The sequence below is a fragment of the Paenibacillus silvestris genome (assembly GCF_009882985.1).
In the GTDB taxonomy this organism is placed as follows: Bacteria; Bacillota; Bacilli; order Paenibacillales; family NBRC-103111; genus Paenibacillus_E; species Paenibacillus_E silvestris.
In genome coordinates, this window is sequence record NZ_WTUZ01000022.1 from 464,102 (window position 1) to 489,627 (window position 25,526).

A 25,526-nucleotide genomic window follows, 5' to 3' on the forward strand; every position below is an offset into this window, starting at 1 on the left:
ACCCTATTTACGGATGGAGGCAGTATCCAATGTCGACGCAAGCATTCACTCAAGGAGTTCAACTTGGTAATGGCGTGCATATGCCATGGCTCGGATTAGGTGTTTGGAAAAGCAAAGAAGGCCAAGAAGTCATTAACGCTGTGAAAACGGCCCTTCAATTGGGGTACCGCAGCATTGATACGGCAGCAATCTATCAGAATGAAGAAGGTGTTGGTCAGGGGCTGCGCGAAAGCGGTGTGGCGCGCGACGAGATTTTCGTCACCACCAAAGTGTGGAACTCGGATCAGGGTTATGAGTCCACGTTGCAAGCCTTTGAAGCAAGCCGCAAACGGCTTGGCCTCGAGACGATCGACCTGTATTTAGTTCACTGGGCTAAACCGGCGACCTATCGAGAAACTTGGAAAGCGCTCGTTCATTTGTACAAAGAAGGTCACGTGCGTGCTATTGGCGTTAGCAATTTTCAAATTCATCATTTGCAGCATGTGATTGAGGATACGGGTGTCGTGCCCGCTGTGAACCAAGTCGAATATCATCCGCAGCTGGCGCAAAAAGAACTGCTCGCCTTCACTCGCGAGAATAACATTCAGCTGGAAGCTTGGAGCCCGCTGATGCAAGGGAATCTCGATCATCCGGTGCTGTCGCAGCTCGCGGCTAAACATGGGAAATCAGCGGCACAAATCGTGCTGCGTTGGGACATACAAAACGGTGTCGTCACGATTCCGAAATCGGTGACGGAGCATCGGATTCGCGAGAATGCGAATATTTTTGATTTTGAGCTGAGTGCCGAGGATATGTCTCTTGTGGATTCGTTGAACCAGAACAAACGCATCGGGCCCGATCCGGACAACGTGCCGTTCTAATGTATAGAAGAATTTCCGCTGACGCTGTTTGTTGGCGGGGATTCTTTTTTTTGTGGAATGCCAATGCTAGTACCAGTACAGTTGCCCCTGCGTACGCTCAGGCATGAGATCAGCTTCCCCAAAATCGCAGCGACCTTTAAGTTGTGTTGAAAATGGGAACTACAGGGCGTTATTTGCCTGCGAAACAGCACTTTTGCGGCTGAGTGGGAACTATGGTCCTTTATTTGGTCGGTATTACGGCGAATCGCTTGTATTTGCCAGAAATAAGACCCCGTAGATCCTCTTCATCTGCTGCAAGGACTGATTTCGCCAGAATAGCGGACCATAGTTCTCCAGCGTCTATCTCTTTGTGCTTAATATTTTTAATGATGAGTATCTTACTCATTCGCCCTAATTGTAACTTCACCGCCAGGGTATCTACGCTTCACATAATCATCTCCCCAATCACAAACTACTCTTAAAACATCTTTCAATGAAGAACCGTAATCTGTAAGGGAATATTCAACCTTAGGCGGTACTTGATTGTAAACTTTTCTAGAAACTAACCCATCTTGTTCAAGCTCTTTTAATTGCTCAATGAGCATTTTCTGTGTTACTCCCGTAACCAAACGTATTAATTCACCAGTTCTTACAGGGCCACTCCCTAAATGAAAAATAATATGCGACTTCCATTTCCCCCTAATTAGATCTAACACAACTTCAATTTGATTATTGTATGTTTTTTTCATTTTGATCTCCTAATCATCATGCAATTCTTACTTTTTCGTGTGTATCTCACAAAAAAGTGCGTACTTTTCAATGTATTTGTACTATACCATAATAAACCCTGTTAGCGATTTAGTTCAGCCAAGTGGCAGTTAACTATCTATGCCTAATAACAAAACTAAAACGGAGGCACGGGAAAAATGGAAAAAAAGATAAATCGAAATGCTAATTTTTATGATGTCATTCATGATCGCCGATCTGTTCGGAATTATGATACTTCCGTTAAGGTTCCTGATGAAGAAATGAAAGAACTTATTGGAGAAGCTATCCTTGCTCCCAATGCACACAATCTAAATACTTGGAGATTTATGGTATTCACGGATCCTATTCTTAAAGAAAGGTTGCACAAAATTGCTTTAGGACAACGTCAAGTGCTTGAGGCACCTGCTGTAGTTGCATTGTTAGGCGATATGAATGCTTATTCTGTAGAAAATTCAGATAGAATCAATCAAAAAGCTGTGGATGCAGGTTATATGACAGAAGAGGCTAAGGAGAAAATTAATAATAGCATGGACGATTTTTCAGGACATGTAAGTGAACAAGTGAAACGAGAATGGCTAATGATTGATAGCGGTCTGGCAGCTATGCAGTTTATGCTGGCTGCAAAAGCAAGAGGTTACGATACTGTACCTATGATTGGTTATGATGTTGAAGAGTTTCGTAAAGAGTTTAATATTCCAGAAAATCTCGTAAACGTTCTAATGATTGCTGTTGGCAAAGCAAAGAAACCGGGACACACATCGGTGAGATTAGAGGTAGATGAAGTGACATATTGGAATGGGAGGCTGTAATAAACGCAGCCGCCAGAGTGGATGGATTTGTATCTAACGGGCACGTTCAATAAAACAGCGATAGTCTAGGACTCTATTATCACGTCCGTGGCTGTCGCTGTTTCAGTGATTGGCACTTCACTTCAGCAGCGTAATCATCTGGTACACCTCACGGTGGTCACCAGGCAGCAGGTAATCGGCAACTTTGAGCTGCGAGGACCCGTCGCCGTCCAGGAAAAGTCCGTCTACCAGCTGACCGCCACCCACTTGCTCAAGAATGGCTGTGCGGAATTGTTCACCTGTGCATGGTGTTGGCGCCACGACCATGTACACATGATTACTCCTGTCATATACGATACCTGAGCGCATACGCTTCTCGTCAATGACAGGCATCTCTTCCGAAACTGCTTGGGCTGCCCACCCGTCGGGATTTGCCAGACCCATGCTAACTCCGCCCTGCGCCCAGTAATTATTGCGATCCATGACCTTTAGCTCATTGGCGTTTTCGACCACTTGGACGGTGAAAGTTTGCGCCTTTTCATCCCAGACCAACGTTCCCCGTTTGCGGTCGATATTGAACCAGCCAGAGCCGTAATCACCTGGTTGTCCCTTGACTGGGAGGTCGTTAATGACGGCGATGCTGAGCAGATAACCCTGCCAGAAGAAACCACCGTTGATGCCATTCTCGCTCAAATCCGTTATATTCGCAGTGATAGCCTTGAGTCCTATATTTTGCGGCGGGGTTCGGATGGTATGGAGGGTAACGCCATTGCTTGCCTGATCGATACGATACTCGGAAATGGGGAGATTCGGCGGTTTGACATGTCCATTCGCCCCCCAGATGAGGGTCCATATGAAACTAGTTATCATGATAAGGAGATAGATAAGTAGGGAGGCTGCTCTATTTTTGGCAAGAGGGATCGTATCCATATGGCAACTCCTATCTCTTCAATCAATTCATTTCTATCAGTCTATGAAACTCAGAAATAAATTATGCCAAGAGGCACGAAAAAAGCCCATCCGTAAAGTGAATGAGTCACTCTAGCGAATAGGCTTTACTTGTATGTGCAGATCCTATTAAAAAATTGGAATTCTCGCTTTATTTCCATCCTTTGCGTATAAAATGGCTTCGGAGCTGAATAAATCAACGTGCTCTAAAGTATGACCAAGGTTCGTTGTCGTAAATTTGTTATAACGAAGAGCGTTGATCAGGGAGGGAATTAGTTTGTGGTCCGTGCCAATAAAGTTCACAGAAATTGGTCTCTTGTTAAATAAAATATTCATTCTCACTTTCAACTCATCTCCTGACATGATAATTATTATCAATTAACTGAGTTCTAATCGTAACATTGCTTGAATAGGATGTCCGTCGATTATCGTTGTCGGAAAACCACTACTTTTGTCATTGAGAGAGTGAGTGAGAAGAGCATTTTTGGCGGGAGGTTTACATGAAGGTTTATCGTTTAATTGCTAGGGGTAAACATTGTGATCACACTTTCGAAAGTTGTCTGCCAGTTGGCCGTGATGATGCTTCCGATGTAACCGTCTGGCCGGATCAAGACCATCGTGTCGCTATTAATCCCATAGATTTTGGTCAAATTTCCTGTGGCGTCATGTATATAATTGCCTTCAATTTGACTTGCATTACCTACCGTAAAGCAGCGGATTTCGGCACCTGTGGTCGGTAAGGTCAACTTGGGAAGCACTTGGGAGGCAGTGGCTCCGAACGCAAGCAGAGTAAACTGGGCACCCCTATATATGTCAAAGAGTCGTCGTGCTCCGTTAGGCCCCATACAAGGCGCATCCGGTGCTCGGTCACCTACGTGCAGCGTCTTGGTATAAGACGAGTCCTCTGGTGCAAGAGGGCCGCTGTGGTACGTGATTCCGAGCTGTCGTTCTTCGTTTCCACGTTTGAGACTGGAGAAGCGGAACTTCTTGAGCCCTGCATATAGCTTGTTGGATTTGTCTAGAACATGGGCGGCAATTGGCCGTCGTTCGGCTTCGTAGCTGTCAAGGAGGCTGCCCGGGGCGCCGAATATAACCTGACTGAGTTTCCAACCGAGGTTGTAAGCATCCTGAACGCCGGTGTTGAGTCCTTGTCCGCCAGCAGGAGTGTGGACGTGGGCGGCGTCGCCGGCCAGGAATACGTTGCCTGCACGATAGTGATCAGCGAGTCGGACGTTTGGACGAAAAACTGATTTCCAGGTGATGTCATAGAGCTTGAAACCGGTGAGGTTATGAAAATTTGCAGCGAGATGAGCTTCATCGAGGTCTAGTGTCTCGTCTGGTGTCAGCTTGATCATCACCTGGAACTGATCGGAGTGGGGCAGCGGGCAAGCAGCGACTGACTTCCCTTTCGTTCGAGGCCACATATGCCACCGATTCCGAGATAGTCCATCAATTGTACCATCAAGAATGAGCATACGGTCGGAGTCATCGGTCTCTCCGACGAATCGAATGCCTGAAGCTTTACGGACGCTGCTCGAACCGCCATCTGCCCCGATCAGATATTTACAACGAACCTGCTCTCCGGAAGAGAGAGTAACCGTCACCCCGTCAGCATCCTGTATGAAGTTTTCTACCGCGGTATTGAACTCAATGCTTAGCCCTTGGCGATTTATTAGGCGGTGTAAGATGGCATCCGTGCGATGTTGAGATAGTAACAGGATGTTTGGATAGGGCACGTCAGGTGTCTGTTTGCTCATCTTTTGCATCCTCCAAGGAACAGTAACCGGGCCGAAATGGAGGCCTGAAAGGGGGTAGGAATCGCCCTGCTTATGTGCCTCACTCAGTATACCGAGGTCTTCGAAGACCTCCTGAGTTCGTGGTTGAACCCCTTTGGCACGGGAGCCCTGGAAAGAATGTGGTGCCTTGTCAACTAGCCGAATACGAAGGCCGCGTCGGAGCAAGTCCGCAGCTAGTGTGGAGCCGGTTGGTCCTGCCCCAGCGATAAGTACGTCGATATCTTGTTGATTTTTTAATCCATCAGATAGGTTGCTTGTCATTGTTAAGTTTCCTTTCTGGAAAGAAATTTAAAGGATAAGGCCTTTTAGGTTAATTCTTAGATGTAATTGGTTGTATTATAATTTCTTAGAAACAATATGTTTCTTGGAAACAATGTTACGTTGGTTTGCTAGTTCTGTCAATTACTTTTCTGGTGAAACTTGAAGAGTTTAAGGGTAGAGAATATATTAATTAAAAAAGAGTCAATTACAGCTAGTCCACTGCATGCCACAACTGAACTAGCTGTAGCTGCAGGTCTGGATATGAGATAATTCTTAAATAAAGGAGGCGAAGCTCATGCAATTCAGTCTTAAAGCCCCAGATGGCACAGTCATTGATTCCTATTTGAAAAACCATAAAGAGTTCATCCGCATTGAAGGCATGGAATACGAGGTCTACAGTCCTGTTGATGAGTTTGATTCCGATCTGGAAGTTAGACAAATGATTGAGGCTTCCGAAAAAGACTTGAAGCAAGGAAAAGTTTATTCTACAGAAGAAATGGTTGAAGCTATAAAGCGTGGTGAACTGTAGTTGATCGTACAGTGGACCGAAACGGCGCGAAATCGATTCCGACAAATTAAGAGTGATCACTACAGCGAGCAGGAAACTATTGACTATAAGATTGAGTTGCTACGTCAAGTGGAGCAGAAGGTTGTAAGCATGGGCACAATGATGCCCTCACGTGAATATCGCAACACATATTATTGCATTGCAGACCGATTTATTGTGTCTTAAAAGGTGATGGATAACGATGAGCGATATGTAATCACCTCTTTTAAGCATGGAGCCATGAAACGCAATATTAAATACTAATTGTCATCGACCCCTATTAAAGGCAGTACGAATTAGTATATTTATGGAATCTCCTCACGCAAACAAACCCCCAAAGCCCTAAGGCTTGGAGGTTTAATTCCTCTGCTATCCAGTATCCACTACAGAAATCTGCGGTGATGCTTCTTCCCGTCAAAAGAGAACAAAACCGGCTTCTCTTCCACAACCGTATGCATATGAATGGACTTGCCCCAGAGCTTGTAAATATAGGGAAGCGTCCGCTCTACGTATTTGAGATCCAGTTCGACGCCCTCGTAACAATGCTTCAAATACAGCTCACCATTACGCTGATAGTCGCCATCCTCCACGACAATATACGGAAAGCCCCCGTTGACACGCGACGCGAATAGCTGATCCCGCGTATTCTCCCATGTTTTATCGGTGATTTTCCACTCAGGACCCTTCTTCTCAAAAACGTATAAATCCAGTTCCTCCACCAACGGTTTGTTCAAATAGTTCCGGATAAAGGAGGTATCGGATTCGTACTCGCGTACCTCGAACATTTTGCTCCGGCCTTCGCCTTTCTTACGGCCTTGTATCCGGATTTCCTCATCGGTCGGATTATCCCAGTGCTTTTCGATGTCTTCGAAAATTTTGACTCCCAAATAATACGGGTTCAGCGTATGGCGGGAGGGAACAACAACAGATGAGTTGAGTTTGGAGTACTCAATCGTCTCCTCTTCGGTCAAATCCAGCTCGCGCAAAATGCGTTGATGCCAGTAGGAAGCCCAGCCTTCATTCATGATTTTGGTCTCAAGCTGCGGCCAGAAATAGAGCATTTCATCGCGCAGCATGGTCAAAATATCCCGCTGCCATTCCTCCATATAAGGCGCATTCTCTTCAATAAAGAGGAGGATATCCTTCTCTGGTTTTGGCGGGAAGCGCTTGGCTTCCTCTTTGGCATCAGCGGAAGGAGCGGGTTTACTTTTAGCATCCAGACTCCATAAGTCCTCATAGCCGTAAGTCGCTTCCGATTTCACAGCAGGGGTTGAGGCTTTGTTGGTCTCTTGGCGATTGCGTGTTTGCCGGTAAGAAAGGGTGAGCACAGGATCAATATGTTCCTGAATCGCGAGTACTGCATCAATGAATTGTTCAACTTCGTCAATGCCGTGCTCGATTTCATATTGGCGAATACGCTCTGCAGTGGCGGACATGCTTTCGACCATGTTGCGGTTCGTTTTGGAGAAGCGGACGTTGTTTTTGAAGAAATCACAGTGCGCCAGGACGTGAGCGACGATGAGCTTATTTTGAATGAGCGAGTTGCCATCCAGTAAGAAAGCATAACAGGGGTCGGAGTTGATGACCAACTCGTAGATTTTGCTTAAACCCAAGTCATATTGCGTCTTCATGCGGTGAAAATTTTTCCCGAAGCTCCAATGGCTATAACGGGTCGGCATCCCATAAGCCCCAAACGTATAAATAATTTCGGCGGGACAAATTTCGTACCTCATCGGATAGAAGTCGAGCCCAAACCCTTTGGCAATCTCCGTTATCTCATCAATGGCGTATTCAAGCTGCTGAATTTCGGATTTACTCACGGAACAGCCACTCCCTCCTGCTTGGTAAAAAAGGTTTTCAACGCTTTGTAAACTTCGCCTTTTTCGCGAATGACATAATGCAGAAATTTAGGATCGTGAATATGGCGAAAAGCGGACATCAGCGTGGAACTGCGGTTATACTGGTTCACCTCTCCATAACCAAACATGTTGCAGCGCTCCATCAATTGGGTGATGAGCTTCACACAGCGTTCGTTATCCGACGTTAAGTTATCTCCATCGGAGAAATGGAACGGATAAATATTGAATTGAGAAGGCGGGTACCTTTTATCAATAATATCGATGGCGGTTTGGTACGCGGAGGAGCAGATCGTGCCGCCACTTTCTCCTTTTGTGAAGAATTCTTCTTCCGTAACCTCTTTGGCTTCCGTATGGTGAGCAATGAACACAATTTCCACGTTCTCGTATTTTGTGCGCAGAAACCGCGTCATCCAGAAGAAGAAGCTGCGTGCGATATATTTCTCAAAGGACCCCATGGAACCTGACGTATCCATCATGGCAATGATGAGGGCATTTGAGTGCGGCTTCTCGACTTCTTCCCAGGTTTTGAAACGTAAATCATCAGGGCTGATGTGATGAATGCCAGGTGAAGTCGAGCGTGAATTGCGACGCATATTTTCAAGGATCGTCCGTTTCTTGTCGATGTTGGACATGATGCCTTTTTTGCGAATGTCATTGAAAATCACTTCTGTGGTCGTCATGTTGCGCTTCTCTTTTTTCTGCAAATTCGGCAGCTCCAGCTCAGAGAACAGCATCGCTTGCAGCTCCTCCATGCTGACTTCGGCCTCATAATAATCTTCGCCAGCCTGATCGCCTGCCCCCTCGCCTTTGCCTGGTCCTTGAGCTGGCTGAGGATCGGTTCCAAGCACATCCCCCACTTGCGAGTCGCCGTCTCCCTGTCCGACATGTTTCCCTTTGTTAAAATTGTACCGAAAGCGATACTCATCCAGACTTTTAATAGGTACCTTCACAACCTGCTTCCCGTTGGACATTACAATGCTCTCATCTGTAACCAAATCAGGGAGGTTCTGCTTAATGGCTTCTTTGACCTTCTCTTGGTGTCGGGTTTGATCTTGGTACCCTTTACGGTGCAATGACCAATCCTCACGGGAAACGGTAAATAGGGGTTCTGTCATGTTGACACCTCCTTGGGGGTGATCTTCCTAGGCAAGTAGCAGCTTACCCTTATCGTATGGCATGCACAAAGCAATGATTTAGATGTGAAAAAAAGCTTGTTACTAAATATATTCAAGACCACGGGGGATATGTGATGAATGTGAAAAGGTCGAAGCAAATGATCTGAATCAGATCAACTTAGACGTCACGTGTCCAGTTGATTTATGTTATGATTGAGATACAAGTTAGATAAAAAGGTGGCGAAAATAATGGAAAAAGTAAATAGCTCCGAAGAGCTTATGGAAGCCATCATCAACATGAATAGTGAGGATTCAGTTCTTCAATTTCTTATACCTGGAAAAGGGAAATTTACTGTTGTTCTTCAAGAAGAAGATCATCTTTCTATTAGTTCTGAAGTCAAAGCTAATCTAGAACTGAAACGTATGATTGAAGATAGCCGTGAAGAATATGCACAAGGCAAAGGAATGTCAACTACGGAACTTTTAAGATCTCTATCCCCCAAGGATTTTGAATAATTATAAATAATCCTATATTTGGTAAGGCCTATACAGAGGAGTTCGGTGAATACAGAGGAATAGCCCGTATAGTCGTCAGAAGATTTAGAATTTATTTTGAGCAAGTAGATGAAGTTTTCATCATTGTTGCTCTTTTATTTCCTGGTGAAAGTAAGTGCCCCATTAGAATTACAAAAAGTCTGCTTAATCTCCAGCGGCCACGCATCGGAGATCAGGCAGGCTTTTTAGTTGCTTAAATTCAAATTAACAATGATAATCATTATCACCTGTGTTATAATGTTTTTCATGAGTAAGATGGAGCTTATTTGATCTTGATTGGGGTACATATCGGAAGGAGATTTTGTTCATGAGTTTATCTGCAGCATCGACCGATGCTCCACGTCCTAAGCTGCGAAGCAGGCCGCTTGTAGCTTCATTTATTATTTTCGGAGGGCTGGCTGCTTTACTGCTTGGGCTTGCTGTTTCCGTTTCGGTTGGAGCGGCTGATATTAAGCTGTCTACTGTTTGGGAAGCTGTGTTTAATTTCAACCCGAAATTGACCCAGCATCAAATCATACAGGAGTTGAGACTGCCACGGGCTTTGGCCGGAGCGCTGGTTGGCGTTGGATTTGCTGTTTCTGGCGCAATCATGCAAGGAATGACACGGAATCCGCTTGCTGATCCGGGTTTGCTCGGGATTAATGCTGGCGCAGGCTTTGTGCTTGCGTTGTGTTTTGCTTTTTTCCCGGGGCTGCCCTTTCATTATTTGATTTTATTTTCTTTTGCAGGAGCCGCTATTGGTACCGGACTTGTGTATGGGGTAAGCTCCATGTCCAAAGGTGGATTATCACCTGTACGGCTTGCCTTGGCAGGCGCGGCGGTAAGTGCGCTGCTTGTAGCGCTTAGCGAGGGGATTGCGATTTATTTTCACATTTCGCAGGATTTGGCGTTCTGGTATGCCGGAGGCGTAGCTGGAACGAAATGGCTGCAAATCAAGATCGTCTGGCCATGGATTGTTGGCGGCATCATCGGTGCGCTCGCCTTATCCAGATCGATTACAGTGCTGAGTCTCGGTGATGAAATTGCCGCAGGACTCGGGCAGCGCACGGGCTGGGTGAAGATTGCTGGGATGCTGCTATCTCTGGTGCTGGCAGGTACATCGGTCTCGGCCGTTGGTGCTGTCGGCTTCGTAGGACTGGTCATCCCGCATGTCGCACGGGCATTAGTCGGCGTCGATTATCGCTGGATTATTCCCTGCTCGGGTATACTTGGCGCTCTGCTCATGGTTACCGCCGATATTGGCGCGAGGATGATTAACCCGCCATTTGAGACACCGATTGGGGCTTTGATCGCGCTCATCGGGGTACCGTTTTTCCTCTATTTGGCTCGTAAGGAAAGGAGAGAACTATAATGGCCTCTCTGGTAGAAATTTCAACGCGCAAGCGATCAGTTAAAGCCTATACCATGTTAACGATTTTGCTTGTGGCGATTACGGTTGTTTTTATCATCAGCATGAATACAGGATTCATTCGCTTGTCTCCGATGGACGTGCTTCGGACGTTGTTCGGTCAAGGAACGGCTAAACAAGAACTGATTCTATTTGAGTTCCGATTGCCTCGCATTATTATCTCTGTACTAGTTGGTGCAGGACTCGCCTTATCAGGAGCTATTCTGCAGGGGCTCTCGCGTAATGCCCTGGCAGATCCAGGGATCCTTGGCATCAACGCCGGTGCGGGCCTTGCGGTTGTGCTGTTTATTTCGTTCTTCCCTGTCAAACAGGCGGCTCCCGTTTATATGATGCCGCTTCTCGCTATGCTTGGGGCCGGAGTTGCAGCAGCACTGATTTATGTTCTAGCCTACAAAAAAGGCATCGGCATTTCGCCAACGAGACTCGTTCTGGTAGGTATTGCGGTAGCGGCTGGAATCAGCGCAGTAATGCTTGTACTTACGATCAAAATGGATCCTCAAAACTATCAATTTGTTGCTATCTGGTTAGCAGGCAGCATTTGGGGAACTAACTGGAAGTTTGTAATGGCCCTGCTGCCTTGGCTTATTATTTTGATTCCATATGTCCTATATAAAGCTCAGACTTTGAACGTGTTGCACTTGGGAGATCAGCTGGCGAGTGCGCTTGGAACGACTGTCGAACGGGAACGACTTGGCCTCCTTGCAGCAGCTGTTGCTCTTGCAGGCGCTTGTGTTGCTGTCGGCGGTGGCATCGGTTTTGTTGGCTTAATTGGGCCTCATCTTGCCAAACAATTGGTTGGCCCGAAGCACCAATATTTGCTTCCGGCTTCGATGTTAACTGGAGGTCTCCTGCTGATTGTGGCAGATACGCTTGCCCGCTGGATTCTGCAGCCGAGTGAGATTCCAACCGGCATTGTCGTAGCTGTAATCGGCGCTCCTTACTTTTTATTTTTGCTTGCTAAATCCAAGGCTTAAGAAAGCTTATTTTGAGAGGAGACATCCCTATGACTCGTTTGTATACACAGCAAGTTGACATTGCTTATGATGATCGTTTGATTGTCAGCAACTTAAATTTATCCATCCCTGATGCCAAAATTACCGCACTTGTTGGCGCCAATGGCTCAGGCAAATCCACCATTTTGAAATCACTTGCGCGCATTATGAAAATAAAAGGCGGCCAGGTGTACCTCGACGGGAAGTCTATCCACCAACGGACGACGAAGGAAGTCGCGCGGGAATTGGCGATTTTGCCGCAAAATCCAACTGCTCCTGAGGGCTTGACGGTGAGCGAACTGGTTTCCTACGGAAGATTCCCGCATCAGAAAGGCTTCGGCTCTATGACGAAGGAAGATAAGGAGACAATCAGCTGGGCGATTGAGGTTACGGGCATGATGCCGTTCGCCGACCGTCCTGTGGATCAACTGTCCGGCGGCCAGCGTCAACGGGCATGGATTGCGATGGCATTGGCGCAGCAGACCGACATTCTTTTCTTGGATGAGCCGACGACTTTCCTTGATATGGCGCATCAGCTTGAAGTATTGAAGCTGCTTAGGAAGCTGAATAAGGAAGAAGGAAGGACCATCATTATGGTCGTTCATGACCTGAACCATGCGACTCATTATGCGCATCATATGGTGGCGATTGTGCAGGGCAAGGTGGTAAGCGAAGGGACGCCGGAGGAGGTTGTGACGCAGCCGGTGCTTCGCGAAGTCTTCGGTATTGAGGCGGATATCGTCAAGGATCCGCGTACGGGCGTGCCGCTTTGCATTCCCTATGATCTAGTAGGTGCTGAGAAATCGGAGAAGACGCTGCAAGAGTCAGATCTCGCTAAAGCCGTGGTGGCTGTTGGCGAATCTCGCTAAAAAGTAGAAGGAGGCCAGACAATGAGTTCATCATTAGAGCATGTTCTCGCGGAGCAGTTCGGGGTTACTACGGAGTTACATCCACAGCCGTTATTTGCTATAGCAGGCAGCCGTCTCTCTACAGAGGCTGGCATGCGGGAGCTAATTAGCGCTTACTCACCGCTGATGAAGGCGCTTGAGCCTGCGGCGGCTTGTGTGTATTTTATGAGTAGACTTGGTGTATTGAACATGGCTATGCATGGCATGGTGTTGAAGGATGAGTTGATTGATCTGGCTCCGGAGCTTTGGACACTGCAAATCTACATGCACAAGCAAGGTTATGCTGAATTCCGCTATGTGCTTCATGATATTCGGAAGCTGGAAGGACCGCGGGAGGGAGAGCGCAGCGCTTGGCGCAAAGAGCGCTTAAGCCACTGGTACGGGACTCACATTCGACCTATTGTTGAAGCGGCTTCCTCGGCTGCAGATATGGATATCACACATTTATGGAAATTGTTTCCGACTCGGATGCGTTATATGTTCGACCGCTTGAAAGAACAAGCTGGTTCCGAGCAGGAGCAGCAGCGCATCGAGGAAGAATGGACGTTCGTTTCGAAAGAGCTGAGCGGCCAAGTTTTCGGACGTGCGGGAAATCCGCTGAACGTAAAGTTTATCTACCTTGACTACCCAGGGGCTCCCGGTGAGCCGGATTCACAGCTGCGGATGAAGTCGGGTTGCTGCATGTTTTACTGCACGGAAGGCGGCAGTTATTGTTACACATGCCCACGGCTGAAGCCGAGTGAGCGCGAAGAGCGCAAGGTGCAGATCAGGGCGAAGCTGGCACTGGAAGCTGCGGCTAAGGCGGCTGCGTCTAAAGCAGCTGCGACATAACATTAGCAGTGGTAGAAGGCTATCTTATTTGGTCAGTGATGACTGGATGAGCTAGCTTTTTTCGTTTGTAGGTGAATTCGAAAGTGGAGGCTATATGAAATAACTGGAAAATCTCCCGTTAATCTATGCAGTTCGGCGGTAGAGAATGAAATAACGGGAGAAGCTCCATCTAAATCGTCGGTAGCTGGCCGAAATCACCTTGATTCGCCAATATTAGCTGGAGAAATTCCAGTTATTTGGGTAAAAGTAGATCATATCGGGGAATTAGCTGGAGTAATCGGCGTTAATTGCAACAAATCGTCCCAACCTCCCAACCTCCCCAACCCCCCAACCACCACTAGAAACAAAAACAAAAGGCCGCCCGCAAGTAGAAATATCTACTTTTGAGGCAGCCCAGTACTTACTTCTTCAATGCTTGATCAATGAATTTGCTCTCAAGAACTTGTGACGTGTCCAGCTTTTTCGTAATAGCGCCGACAGATAGGAGGAAGTCAGCTTGCTCCTGGTGCGCTTTGGCGAATTCCGGTGTAATCGGAGAGAGGATCGGGAATGTGTTTTTCAAAACATCGACAATGATGGCTTTGTCCAGCTTCTGCGACTTGGAGAGCTCGTTCGCGATTTCATCTTGATGATCGACGTAGTACTTGCGTGCTTCTTCATAGGTTTTGAGGAACAGCACAGTAAGATCCGGATGCTCCTGTGTGAATTTGGTCCGAGCGATCAGGAAGGATGGTGCGTTGATATTCAGTTGTTCACCTGTGACTAAAACAGAGGCTCCTATTTGGTAAACGGCTGTAGTCGCGTAAGGCTCCCAAATGGACCAAGCGTCGATGGCGCCGCTGTCGAGAGCGGGTCTTGCTTCATCAGGCTGAAGCTGAATAACTTTAACGTCGTCGCCCTTTAACCCGGCTTTATCGATGGCCATATAGAGAAAGTTATAGGCGCTGCTGCCTTTGGCTACGGCAACTTTTTTGCCTTTGAGATCTTTTAATTCCTTGATGGGACTGTTCTTCGGCACGATAATCATGTTGCCTTTTTTGCCGTCGCTTGTCACAGCGATGCCTTTGAAATCAACGCCGCCAACTTGACCGGAAATCAGGGGCGTTCCGCCGGTGGCACCAAAATCGAGCCTTCCTGCTGCTATCGCCTCAAAATGCGGAGGACCGCTGGCAAACTCATTCCATTTGATTTCAGCGCCAACAGCTGTAAATGCCTTCTCGAAGTATCCCTTCTCACGAGCGAAGTTCAGGACGCCTGTTTTGCCTTGGATGCCGATGTTAACGACAACCTTCTCTTTCGCAGCGGCCGCAGGCGTGGATGCAGCATTGCTGCTTTGCGTAGCAGCGGCGCTGGTTGTCGGAGCACCAGTTGTTTTGGCACCGCATGCGGATAAAAGAACTAACGTGATAACGGCCAGGAACGATAAGCTTTTATTATAAAATGATTTCTGTTTCATAAGGATGACCCCTCTCTTAGTAAAGCTGATGTTTAGTGAGCAGATGTTGCTGACGTGGGCAGTGTGGTTTGCTCTGGTGCAGATGCAATCACTGGTGCGGGCACTGCCGTTTGCTCTGGTGCAGATGCAGTCGCGGTGCGGGCACTGTCGTTTACTCTGATGCTGACGCTAGCGCAGCCTCAGTTGCCACTCCGGCTTGTGACTCATCCGCTGCAGCCGACTCCGCCACAGCTGCCGAACGCTGAGCAAAGCGATTCGCAGGCTCAGCCAAACCAAGGTGATCGCGCAGCGTGTGCCCCGAATACTCAGAGCGGAATAAGCCGCGCCGCTGCAATTCTGGAATAACCAGATCGACGAATTCGTCCAGTCCGCCTGGCAAATAAGGCGGCATGATGTTGAAGCCGTCGCAGGCTTCCTTCACGAACCATTCTTCCAATTGGTCCGCAATTTGGACAGGCGTTCCAGTGATGGTTCGATGTCCGCGGGCACCGGTAACCCGGTGGATGAGCTGGCGAATCGTGAGATGTTCTCTGCGAGCCATATCAAGCAGCAGCTGGTAGCGGCTTTTGCCGCCATTGATGTCGGTAGAATCCGGCAACTCAGGCAGCGGTCCATCCAGTGGATAGCCAGAGAGATCGACTCTCAGCATGTTCTGCACCATCCCCAGCCCGACGGCTGGAAGGACAAGATTCTGGAACTCGGCTTCCTTGGCCTTTGCTTCTTCCTCTGTCGCACCTATGAAGGGCAGGACGCCAGGCAATATTTTCAGCTCATCCGGCGAACGTCCGTAAGCAGGGAGCTGGCCTTTGAGGGAAGCATAGAAGCTTTGCGCTTCTTCCAATGTCTGCCACGCGGTGAAAACGACCTCAGCCGTCTGCGCAGCAAAGGCTTGCCCCGTCGTGGAAGAGCCCGCTTGCACGACAACGGGACGTCCCTGCACAGAACGATGGACATTCAAGGGACCTCGAACGGAGAAGTGATCGCCAACATGATTGATCGCATGAACTTTATCAGGATCAGCGAACTGGCCGGTTGCTTTATCAATAACGAGCGCGCCTTCTTCCCAGCTGTCCCAGAGAGCAGTTACGACATCAACGAATTCCTTGGCTCGCTCGTAACGGAGGGAGTGATCCAAATGATGGTCGCGGCCGAAGTTTTTGGCCGTATTTTCCATGCTGGTTGTGACGGCATTCCAGCCTGCTCGCCCGCTGCTCAAATGATCGAGGGAAGCGAATTTACGCGCCACATGAAAGGGCTCGCTGTAAGTGGTCGATACCGTTCCGACAAGTCCGATCTTTTTGGTGACCGAGGCCAGTGCAGACAGCAGGGTCAACGGTTCCGCCCGGACCGGCAGCGTGTATTGGACGGCTCTGTTCAGCGGCTCCGGAAGCACTGGAATGTCTTCAATAAAAACGAGGTCGAACTTGCCGCGTTCCGCTGTTTGGGCAAATTGCTTGTAGAAATCAAGCTTCAAAAGCCCGCCTGTATCTGTCAAAGGATAGCGCCAAGCCGCGATATGATGGCCAACGCCAAATATAAAGGCCCCGAGATGAAGCTGTCGTTGTTGATGGTTAGTTCCCATTGATACATTCCCCCCAATTCTCAATGCTGACTTATCACTTATCACTTAATACCCGCTTGCAGATTCAGCCTTTTGAAATCGGCTTTGTGGTCTAGTCAGTCCTAGATGATCGCGCAAGGTGCTTCCTTCATATTCGGTGCGAAACAACCCTCTGCGCTGCAGCTCAGGAATGACGAGATCCACGAATTCTTCCAAACCGCCTGGCAAATAAGGAGGCATGATATTAAAGCCATCGCAAGCGCCGCCCTTGAACCATTCTTCAAGCTGATCAGCAATTTGGACCGGTGTGCCATAAATGGTGCGGTGACCCCGAGCGCCTGTCACCCGGTACATCAATTGGCGGATCGTCAAGCCTTCCCGGCGCGCCATATCGGAGACGAGCTGGAAGCGGCTTTTGCCGCCATTCACTTGCTGCAGCTCCGGAAGGTCAGGGAGCGGGCCATCAAGCGGATAGCCGGTCAAGTCGACATTCAGCGATGCAGAGAGCATGGATAATCCGACGGCTGGCAGCACTTGGGACTGGAGAAGCGCTTCTTTCTCACGCGCCTCTTCTTCGGTTGCTCCAATGACTGGGAAAATGCCCGGCATGATAAGGATGTCATTCGGTGATCTGTCGTAGGTGACAGCCAGGTCTTTCACGCTGCGGTAAAAGAGCTGCGCTTCCTCCAGCGTTTGCCAAGCCGTAAAGACGACTTCCGCCGTCTGGGCGGCAAGGTGCTTCCCTGTTTCCGATGCTCCCGCTTGAATCACAACCGGTCTGCCTTGCGGTGAGCGCGGCAAGTTCAAAGGGCCGCGAACGGCGAAGAATTCGCCGCGGTGATTCAGCTCATGCACTTTGCTTGGATCAGCGAAAATGCCATTCTCCTTGTCAGCCACAATGGCGCCATCTTCCCAGCTATCCCAGAGGGAGGTGACGACATCAACGAATTCGCGCGCTCGTTCATATCGTTTATCATGGGCAAGATGATGCCCTTGACTGAAATTATGGGCCTCTTCATCTCGGCCTGAGGTCACGACATTCCACGCCGCGCGCCCTCCGCTCAAGTGATCCAGGCAGGAGAATTCACGCGCCAAGTTGTACGGCTCATGATACGAAGTAGATACGGTAGCAGCCAATCCTATATGTTCAGTAACGCCTGCCAGATAGGAAAGCAGCGTGATGGGTTCGGGCCGAACGGTCACGGTATGCTTGATATTCGTTTTGAAACGATCAATGACCGCAAGCGTGTCTGCGAGGAAAATCATATCGAACTTTCCGCGTTCCGCCGTTTGGGCAAAATGTTCGTAAAACTCATGCTGCAGAATGCCTTGGGCATCTGTATCCGGATAACGCCAAGAAGCTACGTGGTGGCCCACTTGAAATAGAAATGCTCCTAGACGCAGTTGTCGCTGCTCTGGTGTACTCATCCTTCATCCCTCCAAAATAATGCTATTTCATATAAGCCCCCCGGAGTATACAAAAAGGCTCTCACAAGCTTGCCGCTTTGAACGGTGCTTGGAGAGCCTTTGGTGGACCAATAGGCTGCATGGGTTATTGATTAGTTATGCTAGCATATTAATTCCGATAAAACAAGTGGGTTATATAAGAATTAAACCATTGACTTCCATTTTTTGTAGTGATATGATCCCCTTATATCCAAGTTAATCACTATGAATTGAAAGCAAATTGAATCTTGTCGACCAGGTATCTGGAGACTTCCCGATTTCCCCGTAAAGGGGTTCTTATGGGGGTCTCTTTTTTTATAGTTGAATAAATGGTTAGAGGGGGAAAGCTCGATGAGCGTACTATCACTAGATATTGATTTGCCGAGCAAATGGTTTCAGACGCCTCAAGGGCACCGAGTGGAAGCACTTCATAACATTCAATTAAAAATTAAAGAAGGTGAATTTATAACGATTATAGGTCCAAGCGGCTGCGGTAAAAGCACACTGCTCAAAATCATAGCTGGCCTGGATACTGACCATAACGGAAAGGTGCTTCTCGAACAAAAACAGGTAGAAAAGCCTGGTATTGATAAAGGATTTATTTTTCAGGAGCATCGCTTATTCCCTTGGTTGACTGTCGAGAAAAATATCGCCGCCGATCTTAGTTTGAAAGATCCTGACGTGAGGGCGCGTGTAGATCGCCTGATTGAGCTAGTGAGGCTGCAGGGCTTTGAGAAATCGTACCCGAGGGAGCTATCGGGAGGCATGTCCCAGCGGGTTGCGATCGCAAGGGCTTTGCTCCGTAATCCGAAGGTGCTCTTGTTGGATGAACCGTTTGGGGCGTTGGACGCCTTCACACGTTCGCATTTGCAAGAGGTTGCGCTCGACATCTGGGAGAAGAACCGGACAACGATGATACTCGTTACGCATGATATTGATGAGGCCGTGTTCCTGGCTACCCGAGTCGTCGTGATGGATGCGCGTCCAGGCACAATCCGTAACATCATTCAAGTCGATCTGCCTTATCCACGCAAAAAGACAACCGTTTCGTTCCAAGAACTGCGCAAGCTGGTACTCAGCGAATTTGAACCTATCGATGAATTAGAACTGATTGACAGCTCGGGTATTTAACTAAATGAGAATGAAAGTGAGGGAGCAGCGATGAGTCAAGCAGAAGTTATTGTTGGAAAAAATCAGCCCATTTCCCGGTCGAAGACTGCGGAGCCACCCGTTTCATCCGAACAGCCTAGCCTTTCAAAGCCGCAAAGGAAAGAAGCCAAATGGGAGCTTGTTGTGCGAGGGAGCATTTTGCCGCTGACCGTTCTGATTTTATGGCAGATTTTCGGGTCATTAGGCATCGTGTCCAAAACCTTGCTGCCTACTCCGTATGCGATTGGGCAGGCTTTTTATGACTTACTCATTAGCGGTGAGCTCTTCAGACACGTGAGAATTAGTATTTGGCGTGCGGCTGTTGGCTTTCTGATTGGCGGAAGTTTAGGATTGGCCTTTGGCCTGCTCGTCGGCTTGTTCCGCAAATTCGAGCAGACGCTTGATCCTTCCGTTCAGATGCTGCGCACCATCCCGCATTTGGCGATCACACCGCTCTTTATTCTGTGGTTTGGTTTCGGAGAGTTCTCCAAGGTGCTGCTGATTGCGAAAGGAGCGTTCTTCCCGCTGTATGTGCAGACCTTTCTAGGTATCAGGAACGTGGATTCCAAATTGTTCGATGTTGCTCGAGTGCTGGAATTCAGTAAGTTCAAACAAATCACGAAGTTGGTATTACCGGCGGCGCTGCCTAATATTCTGCTTGGCTTACGACTGTCGATTGGCGTTGCTTGGTTAGGGTTGGTCGTAGCTGAACTCATGGGTTCAAGTGAAGGGGTTGGCTACTTGATCTTGGATGCCAGACAGTTCTCTCAGACGGCGATTGTGTTTGTTGGGATTTTGATCTTTGCTTTCGTAGGTAAAGGCTCTGATTCCTTGGTGCGCATATTAGAGAAGAAGCTGTTAAAATGGCGTGATAGCTTTAATGGGTAGATTCTCGCCAATTTGATTGTAGCAACGGTAAAACAAAACGTTCATTGGATGAATTCCAATGAACGTTTTGTTTTTGCTGTTGAAACGTTGATCTCATTGGACAAAATCCAAGGAATCTGCGGATTGGAGCCGTAATAGTGGCCAATTTCGTGTTTTCGTTGGATTTCATCCATTGAAAACTGGAATTCAGCCGCTGAAACGGCTCTCTCATTGGAACTCATCCAATGAAGTGTCCAGCTTGCCAATAATGGATCTAGCTTTCTCGGCGTCTGAGCCTCCCCTTCGTACCGAGCAATTAACCGTACTGTGGAGGGGGTCGGTTAGTCCTATTTTACTCATCGCCTAATTTCGACAGACAAAATCCAGCTTTTATTTTATGATAGAGGTATAATTGAAAACGCTTACCAAAATGGGATTGTACAAGTAGATGAGGTGAACAAGTTGTGATGAAGCTAACTTACAATCTGAAGCTGGAGCATTCCCCCATTTTCAGAAGTTTTCTTATTTCCTATGTGCTCATCCTGTTTATTCCCATGGTGACGGGTTTTATCTCCTATTATGTTTCCTCCGACATTATTAAGTCTAGCTCACTCGAAGCAAGTGCGATGATGTTGAACCAAAGTAAAGACGTTCTGGATCGCAGAATGGAAGAGGTCGAAAACATCACGAGACAACTGTCGTTGGACCAGGAACTGAACTATGTGCTGAATCAGCAAGTGGATGTCGATCACTACGACGTATATGCACTATGGAAATCATGGCGTAATACGGCAGCGTACAGTTTGACGAACACCTTTCTGGAGGATTTCTACATTTATCTAAACAATTATCATGCTATTTTTACGCCATCGGGAGTGTATGTGCGCCCTGATGATTTCTTCGATCTGTATCATTACGAGGATGTAGATCCGGTGCAGTGGAAGCAGGGACTACTCGGCAGTATTCATCGCAGGGAAACGTTGCCATCAAAGCCATTTATCGGTAATGGCAAGAAAAGCAATGTCATCACCTATTTGCAGTCGATTCCGTTCGATAGCTTTCAACATTCGCTCGGTACAGCTGTTATTTTGATTGATGAAAATGAGATAGCCAAAATGCTGGAACGCATTCCGAAGCAGTATGGCGGCTGGGCTTATATCAGCGATAAGGACGGTCATCCGATTGCTAGAGTTGGGATTGATGATGCCCAAATTCAAGCGATGAATATCCCGCAGCTGATCAGTCAGCAGCCTGGCAACATTGTTGAAGGCGAAACGCTGCTTATCTCCTCAAAATCAACCTATAACGGCTGGGTGTATGTTGTTGGTTTACCCAAAAGTATCGTCTTGAAGCAGTCGGTTTTCATTGCAAAGGTGACGTGGACGATTACGATTTCAACGTTATTGCTAGGCATAGTGGCCGCATTATTATTTGCCTATAGGAATAGTGCCCCCATCAATCGGATTGTTTCGGTCTTTCGGGAGCAAACGGGTCAAGGCAGCTATAAAGGGAAAAATGCGTTCGATTTTCTGCAAGGAAATATTTCTGATTTATTAGCCAGTCAGCGTTCTTTGGAAGAGGAGCTTAAATGCCAGCTGCCTTTATTAGAGGATGCTTTTGTGAAGCGGCTATTGAAAGGGGAATTTGATTCTCTGCAGGAAGTCCAAACCTTAATGCACTCACTGCCGAGCATGAAATTAAAAAGAGAAACAGGTCATGTCGCGATCATTCGAATTAACGGCTACAGCGGCTTGGTCAGCCAAGAAATTATTCACGAGCTGAATGCGGCAAGGCTTTTAATCAAAAAGTGTCTGTTTGATTCGAGCGGTGTGTTCCAACTCAATGTAACGGATATCGACTCGGATAAAATCGGGATTCTGATGACGCTAAAGGAAGAAGCTGTTCACTTGGAAGCGGAGGACATGACGGATAGTCTGTCTGGCTTGTTTGAACAACTTAGAGAATATGTGAAAGAGGAGTACCGGATTCAAATGACGGTTGCCATAGGCGGCAGCTTCCAGTCACTTTCCGATAGCAGTCGTTCGTTTGAGGAAGCCAGAGGCGCGCTTGATTATTCGGTCTTTATGGAAGAAGCGGAAACGATCTGGTATCGGGATGTAATTAAGGAGTCAACGACCTATTATTATCCGATTGATATGGAGCTGCGGATGTTGAATGCGGTCAAGATCGGCGAGCTGCAGGAGGTTCACCGCATTTTTGAACAGCTGCTGGCCCACAACTTCACAGAACGGCAGCTATCAGCGGAGATGGTTCAGCAATTATTCGGCGAATTGAAAGGGACTTTCTTCAAGCTCCTGCAGCATAGTCCTTTCACGGATCAAGCGGTGTCTCAAGGGCTGAAAGCGCGAATTGAGCATTTGCAGCTCTCGGCTAGCCTGGATCGTTTCCGCCATGACATTCTTGAGCTGCTCGAAGCATTTTGCAGTAGAGTGCTCAAGAAAAAAGAGGATAGTACAGGTGAAATGATCAACAAAATTGTGGATTTCCTTGATCAGCATTATTCAGATTCAGATTTAAACCTGTATAAGATATCCGTTGACGTCGAGCTGCCAGAGAAGTACATTTCGCAGTTATTTAAGGATCACACGGGTGAAAACTTATCAGACTATCTGGAGAAGATACGGATTAAAAAGGCTACGGATCTGCTGTTTAACAGCCAACATACGATTGATGAAATTTCGCAATATGTCGGCTATAACAGCGCACATGCATTCCGGAGAGCTTTCAAGCGCGTATCGGGCGTTTCGCCTAGCTTTTACCGAAAAACGGTCAATTAAGGCTGTTTCCGTATAAGCGTACCCTAGTGTTAGAAGTGTACCTATACAGGAGGTTCGATATGTGATTTATTGGGGAAGTTCATGATTCCAATCGTAAAAAGGAGCTGTTAACTTTGAAATTACGTTATCGAAGCTATGCCAAAGCGTGGACGGAAGCGCTTCCTATCGGGAATGGCCGTCTCGGGGCCATGGTTTTCGGCGATCCGGAAGTCGAGCATATGCAGCTAAATGAAGATACGCTTTGGTCAGGCCGTGGGCCTGTTGACGGAAACAATCCGAATGCGAAGAACGTGCTGGCAGAAGTTCGCGGGCTTCTTGCCGAAGGCCGTTATGAGGAAGCGGACAAGATGAGCAAGGGCATGATGGGGCCATACAATCAATCCTATATGCCGCTTGGCGATCTTCATTTGAAATTTCTCCACGGTGGAGTGGTTCGCGAATATGAGCGCAGTCTGGATTTGATGAATGCCATCACGGGAGTGACATATCGTATAGGGGATATCCAGTATAAGCGGGAAATCTTTGCTTCATTTCCGGATCAAGTAATTGTGGTTCGTATTGAAGCAAGCGCTCCAGGCGCTTTGAATTTCACAGCGCGTTTGGATAGTCCGCATCCCTATCGAACGCACACGAGTGCAGAGCATCTCTTCCTGCGAGGCATCTGCCCGGAGCATGTCGATCCGAATTATTACAACCGGGATCAGCCTGTGCTGTACGGAGACCCTGAGACAACGGAAGCGATGCGCTTTGAAGGGCGACTTGGCGTTCGTCAGGAAGCGGGAACAGCTACCATTGATCATGACGGCTTACATATTAGAAAAGCTAGCGCAGTAACGCTGATATTCAGCGCGGAAACCAGCTTTCAAGGTTACGATAAACCTCCTGCGAGGGAAACTGAGGATATGGCTGCCGCTAATGAGGAGCGTCTGGAGCGAGCATTAGGCAAATCGTATGCGCAATTGCGGCAAGCTCATATCGATGATTATACAGCGCTCTATAATCGTGTGGAGCTGAGCCTTGGCGCCTCTGAGGCAACCGAGGAGATGCCGACCGACCGACGAATTAAGCAGTATGGGGCGAAGGATGCGGGGCTAGTAGAGCTGCTATTTCAGTATGGCAGATATTTGTTAATTGCAAGCTCACGCGCTGGGTCGCAGCCAGCCAATCTGCAAGGGATATGGAACAAAGAATTGAGGCCGCCATGGAGCAGCAATTTTACGTTGAACATTAACACCGAGATGAACTACTGGCTTGCGGAAACGTGCCATTTATCCGAATGTCACGAGCCACTGCTTGGGTACATCCAGAATTTATCCAACAATGGACGGAAAACGGCTGAAGTTAATTATGGCAGCCGTGGCTGGGTCGCGCATCATAACGGAGACATCTGGTGCCAATCTGCGCCAGTTGGGGATTATGGGCAAGGGGATCCGGTATGGGCGCTGTGGCCGATGTCGGCTGCCTGGCTGTGTCAGCATCTATGGGAGCATTATGCGTTCACCAAGGACGAGCAGTACTTGCGCGAGCACGCTTATCCAATCATGAGAGAAGCAGCGCTTTTCTGTCTGGACTTTCTTCATACGGACGCAAGCGGCCATCTCATCACGTCGCCGTCCACGTCGCCGGAGCACAAGTTCGTGACGGCAGACGGGCAGAAGGCTGGGGTGAGTCAGGCAACGACGATGGATATGTCGTTGATCTGGGATTTGTTTATGAATAGCATCGAGGCTATCGATGTGCTGGAGCGGGCAGATGACGCGTCCTTTAGGGACGAGATAGCAGCAGCATTAGAGAAGCTGAAGCCGATGCAGATCGGCAAGCATGGCCAGCTTCAGGAATGGTCCGTGGATTGGGAGGATGAGGATGTCCATCATCGTCATGTGTCGCACTTGTTCGGCATCTACCCTGGACGTCAACTGACAGAGCAGGAAACGCCAGAGCTGTATAGAGCGGCGCGAAATTCCCTGGAGCGGCGTGGAGATGGCGGCACGGGGTGGAGCTTGGCTTGGAAAATCTGTTTATGGGCACGTTTCCAGGACGGGAACCGAACGCTGCAGCTAATCTCCAACTTGCTTCAGCTGGTGGAGGAAGACGGGACGAACTATCATCGCGGAGGCGTTTATGCCAACTTGTTCGATGCGCACCCGCCTTTCCAAATTGACGGCAACTTCGGATTTACCGCCGGTGTGGCGGAAATGCTCGTCCAATCGCATGCTGGCGAAATTTCCTTGCTGCCTGCTTTGCCAGACGCTTGGCCTACTGGCTATGTGAAAGGCCTCCGAGCTAGAGGAGCGATAGGGGTTAACCTCTCGTGGGAGGGAGGCGCTCTTCAGGAAGCAGAGCTCGAAGTACAGTTCGGTGGAAGCTGCCGCATTCGCACCAAGGAGGCTGTACTTTCAGTTGAGTCGGAAGGTAAGCAAGTATCTTTTGAACGCGTAATAGACGGTGTTATCCGTTTCGATGCGGAGGCCGGTCGAGCGTACACGCTGCGCTGTGTATAAGTGCTTATAATCAAACGGCGGGTTCCATCCGGATCCGCCGTTTGCTGTTTCTTCTGAGAAAAGTACCTGTCAAATCCAAGTGTACCTTTCTTGATTTCAGCGAGTGTACGCACTATTTTGAGGTGTACCTTTC

General features: G+C 48.1%; 23 protein-coding genes. 13 read left to right on the forward strand and 10 right to left on the reverse strand.

The annotated features are described in order from the left end of the window. Nucleotides 1–29 precede the first annotated feature (29 nt). On the forward strand, nt 30–860 hold the full coding sequence (locus GQF01_RS22475; RefSeq protein ID WP_161408904.1) for an aldo/keto reductase: 831 nt from the start codon (nt 30–32) through the stop codon (nt 858–860). Between the two features lie 220 nt (nt 861–1,080). Here GQF01_RS22475 and GQF01_RS22480 read toward each other — a convergent pair whose 3' ends face one another. Together GQF01_RS22480 and GQF01_RS22485 are read right to left on the reverse strand one after the other, a co-directional pair. After that, nucleotides 1,081–1,245 (reverse strand): hypothetical protein, encoded by a 165-nt coding sequence (locus GQF01_RS22480; protein ID WP_161408905.1) that lies wholly within the window; start codon nt 1,243–1,245, stop codon nt 1,081–1,083. Then, entirely contained in the window at nt 1,238–1,588 is a 351-nt protein-coding gene (locus tag GQF01_RS22485; protein WP_161408906.1) for a winged helix-turn-helix transcriptional regulator, read from the reverse strand. The genes GQF01_RS22480 and GQF01_RS22485 overlap by 8 nt, the downstream gene beginning before the upstream one ends. A 177-nt stretch (nt 1,589–1,765) precedes the next feature. On the opposite strand from GQF01_RS22485, the gene GQF01_RS22490 reads away from it, so the two are divergent. After that, nucleotides 1,766–2,416: a nitroreductase family protein gene (locus tag GQF01_RS22490; protein ID WP_161408907.1), complete on the forward strand. Its 651-nt coding sequence runs from the start codon at nt 1,766–1,768 to the stop codon at nt 2,414–2,416. A gap of 117 nt (nt 2,417–2,533) precedes the next feature. Here the strand turns inward: GQF01_RS22490 and GQF01_RS22495 are convergent, their stop codons facing one another. Together GQF01_RS22495 and GQF01_RS22500 are read right to left on the reverse strand one after the other, a co-directional pair. Next, nucleotides 2,534–3,325 (reverse strand): hypothetical protein, encoded by a 792-nt coding sequence (locus GQF01_RS22495; RefSeq protein WP_161408908.1) that lies wholly within the window; start codon nt 3,323–3,325, stop codon nt 2,534–2,536. Nucleotides 3,326–3,858: 533 nt separating this feature from the next. Beyond that, a complete protein-coding gene (locus GQF01_RS22500) occupies nt 3,859–5,400 on the reverse strand; it encodes an FAD-dependent monooxygenase (protein WP_161408909.1) in 1,542 nt (513 codons plus the stop codon). A 295-nt stretch (nt 5,401–5,695) separates the two neighbouring features. Here GQF01_RS22500 and GQF01_RS22505 point away from each other — a divergent pair, with 295 nt between their 5' ends. Both GQF01_RS22505 and GQF01_RS22510 read left to right on the forward strand, forming a co-directional pair. Further along, nucleotides 5,696–5,929: a hypothetical protein gene (locus tag GQF01_RS22505; protein WP_161408910.1), complete on the forward strand. Its 234-nt coding sequence runs from the start codon at nt 5,696–5,698 to the stop codon at nt 5,927–5,929. Next, entirely contained in the window at nt 5,930–6,133 is a 204-nt protein-coding gene (locus tag GQF01_RS22510; RefSeq protein WP_161408911.1) for a hypothetical protein, read from the forward strand. A gap of 197 nt (nt 6,134–6,330) precedes the next feature. Here GQF01_RS22510 and GQF01_RS22515 read toward each other — a convergent pair whose 3' ends face one another. Both GQF01_RS22515 and yhbH read right to left on the reverse strand, forming a co-directional pair. Beyond that, nucleotides 6,331–7,767 carry a SpoVR family protein gene (locus tag GQF01_RS22515; protein WP_161408912.1) on the reverse strand — a complete coding sequence of 479 codons (1,437 nt, stop codon included), beginning with the start codon at nt 7,765–7,767 and terminating at the stop codon, nt 6,331–6,333. Then, on the reverse strand, nt 7,764–8,921 hold the full coding sequence (gene yhbH, locus GQF01_RS22520; RefSeq protein WP_161408913.1) for a sporulation protein YhbH: 1,158 nt from the start codon (nt 8,919–8,921) through the stop codon (nt 7,764–7,766). The genes GQF01_RS22515 and yhbH overlap by 4 nt, the downstream gene beginning before the upstream one ends. Nucleotides 8,922–9,170: 249 nt before the next feature. Between yhbH and GQF01_RS22525 the strand changes: the two genes are divergently transcribed. From GQF01_RS22525 to GQF01_RS22545, 5 genes are all read left to right on the forward strand, one after another. Continuing rightward, the gene (locus GQF01_RS22525) at nt 9,171–9,437 is read left to right on the forward strand and encodes a hypothetical protein (RefSeq protein WP_161408914.1); all 267 of its coding nucleotides are present in this window, start codon (nt 9,171–9,173) and stop codon (nt 9,435–9,437) included. Nucleotides 9,438–9,783: 346 nt separating this feature from the next. Continuing rightward, entirely contained in the window at nt 9,784–10,827 is a 1,044-nt protein-coding gene (locus tag GQF01_RS22530) for a FecCD family ABC transporter permease (RefSeq protein WP_161408915.1), read from the forward strand. Continuing rightward, a complete protein-coding gene (locus GQF01_RS22535) occupies nt 10,827–11,858 on the forward strand; it encodes a FecCD family ABC transporter permease (protein WP_161408916.1) in 1,032 nt (343 codons plus the stop codon). The genes GQF01_RS22530 and GQF01_RS22535 overlap by 1 nt, the downstream gene beginning before the upstream one ends. Nucleotides 11,859–11,887: 29 nt before the next feature. Continuing rightward, nucleotides 11,888–12,745: an ABC transporter ATP-binding protein gene (locus GQF01_RS22540; RefSeq protein WP_161408917.1), complete on the forward strand. Its 858-nt coding sequence runs from the start codon at nt 11,888–11,890 to the stop codon at nt 12,743–12,745. Nucleotides 12,746–12,766: 21 nt separating this feature from the next. Next, a complete protein-coding gene (locus GQF01_RS22545) occupies nt 12,767–13,615 on the forward strand; it encodes a (2Fe-2S)-binding protein (protein ID WP_161408918.1) in 849 nt (282 codons plus the stop codon). Between the two features lie 400 nt (nt 13,616–14,015). Here the strand turns inward: GQF01_RS22545 and GQF01_RS22550 are convergent, their stop codons facing one another. From GQF01_RS22550 to GQF01_RS22560, 3 genes are all read right to left on the reverse strand, one after another. Beyond that, complete coding sequence (locus GQF01_RS22550; protein WP_161408919.1) at nt 14,016–15,071, reverse strand: aliphatic sulfonate ABC transporter substrate-binding protein; 1,056 nt, start codon at nt 15,069–15,071, stop codon at nt 14,016–14,018. A 151-nt stretch (nt 15,072–15,222) separates the two neighbouring features. Next, on the reverse strand, nt 15,223–16,653 hold the full coding sequence (locus GQF01_RS22555; RefSeq protein WP_161408920.1) for an LLM class flavin-dependent oxidoreductase: 1,431 nt from the start codon (nt 16,651–16,653) through the stop codon (nt 15,223–15,225). Nucleotides 16,654–16,698: 45 nt separating this feature from the next. After that, nucleotides 16,699–18,060, reverse strand: coding sequence for an LLM class flavin-dependent oxidoreductase (locus GQF01_RS22560; protein ID WP_161408921.1), 1,362 nt, complete (start codon nt 18,058–18,060; stop codon nt 16,699–16,701). A 369-nt stretch (nt 18,061–18,429) separates the two neighbouring features. Between GQF01_RS22560 and GQF01_RS22565 the strand changes: the two genes are divergently transcribed. Both GQF01_RS22565 and GQF01_RS22570 read left to right on the forward strand, forming a co-directional pair. Further along, nucleotides 18,430–19,209 (forward strand): ABC transporter ATP-binding protein, encoded by a 780-nt coding sequence (locus tag GQF01_RS22565; RefSeq protein WP_161408922.1) that lies wholly within the window; start codon nt 18,430–18,432, stop codon nt 19,207–19,209. 30 nt (nt 19,210–19,239) lie between these two features. Further along, nucleotides 19,240–20,115, forward strand: a complete 876-nt coding sequence (locus GQF01_RS22570) for an ABC transporter permease (protein WP_161408923.1) — start codon at nt 19,240–19,242, stop codon at nt 20,113–20,115. A 41-nt stretch (nt 20,116–20,156) separates the two neighbouring features. Here the strand turns inward: GQF01_RS22570 and GQF01_RS22575 are convergent, their stop codons facing one another. After that, nucleotides 20,157–20,360: a hypothetical protein gene (locus GQF01_RS22575; protein ID WP_161408924.1), complete on the reverse strand. Its 204-nt coding sequence runs from the start codon at nt 20,358–20,360 to the stop codon at nt 20,157–20,159. A 201-nt stretch (nt 20,361–20,561) separates the two neighbouring features. On the opposite strand from GQF01_RS22575, the gene GQF01_RS22580 reads away from it, so the two are divergent. Further along, entirely contained in the window at nt 20,562–22,892 is a 2,331-nt protein-coding gene (locus tag GQF01_RS22580; RefSeq protein ID WP_235960372.1) for a helix-turn-helix domain-containing protein, read from the forward strand. Nucleotides 22,893–23,005: 113 nt separating this feature from the next. Then, nucleotides 23,006–25,393: a glycoside hydrolase family 95 protein gene (locus GQF01_RS22585; protein WP_161408926.1), complete on the forward strand. Its 2,388-nt coding sequence runs from the start codon at nt 23,006–23,008 to the stop codon at nt 25,391–25,393. Nucleotides 25,394–25,526: the final 133 nt, after the last annotated feature.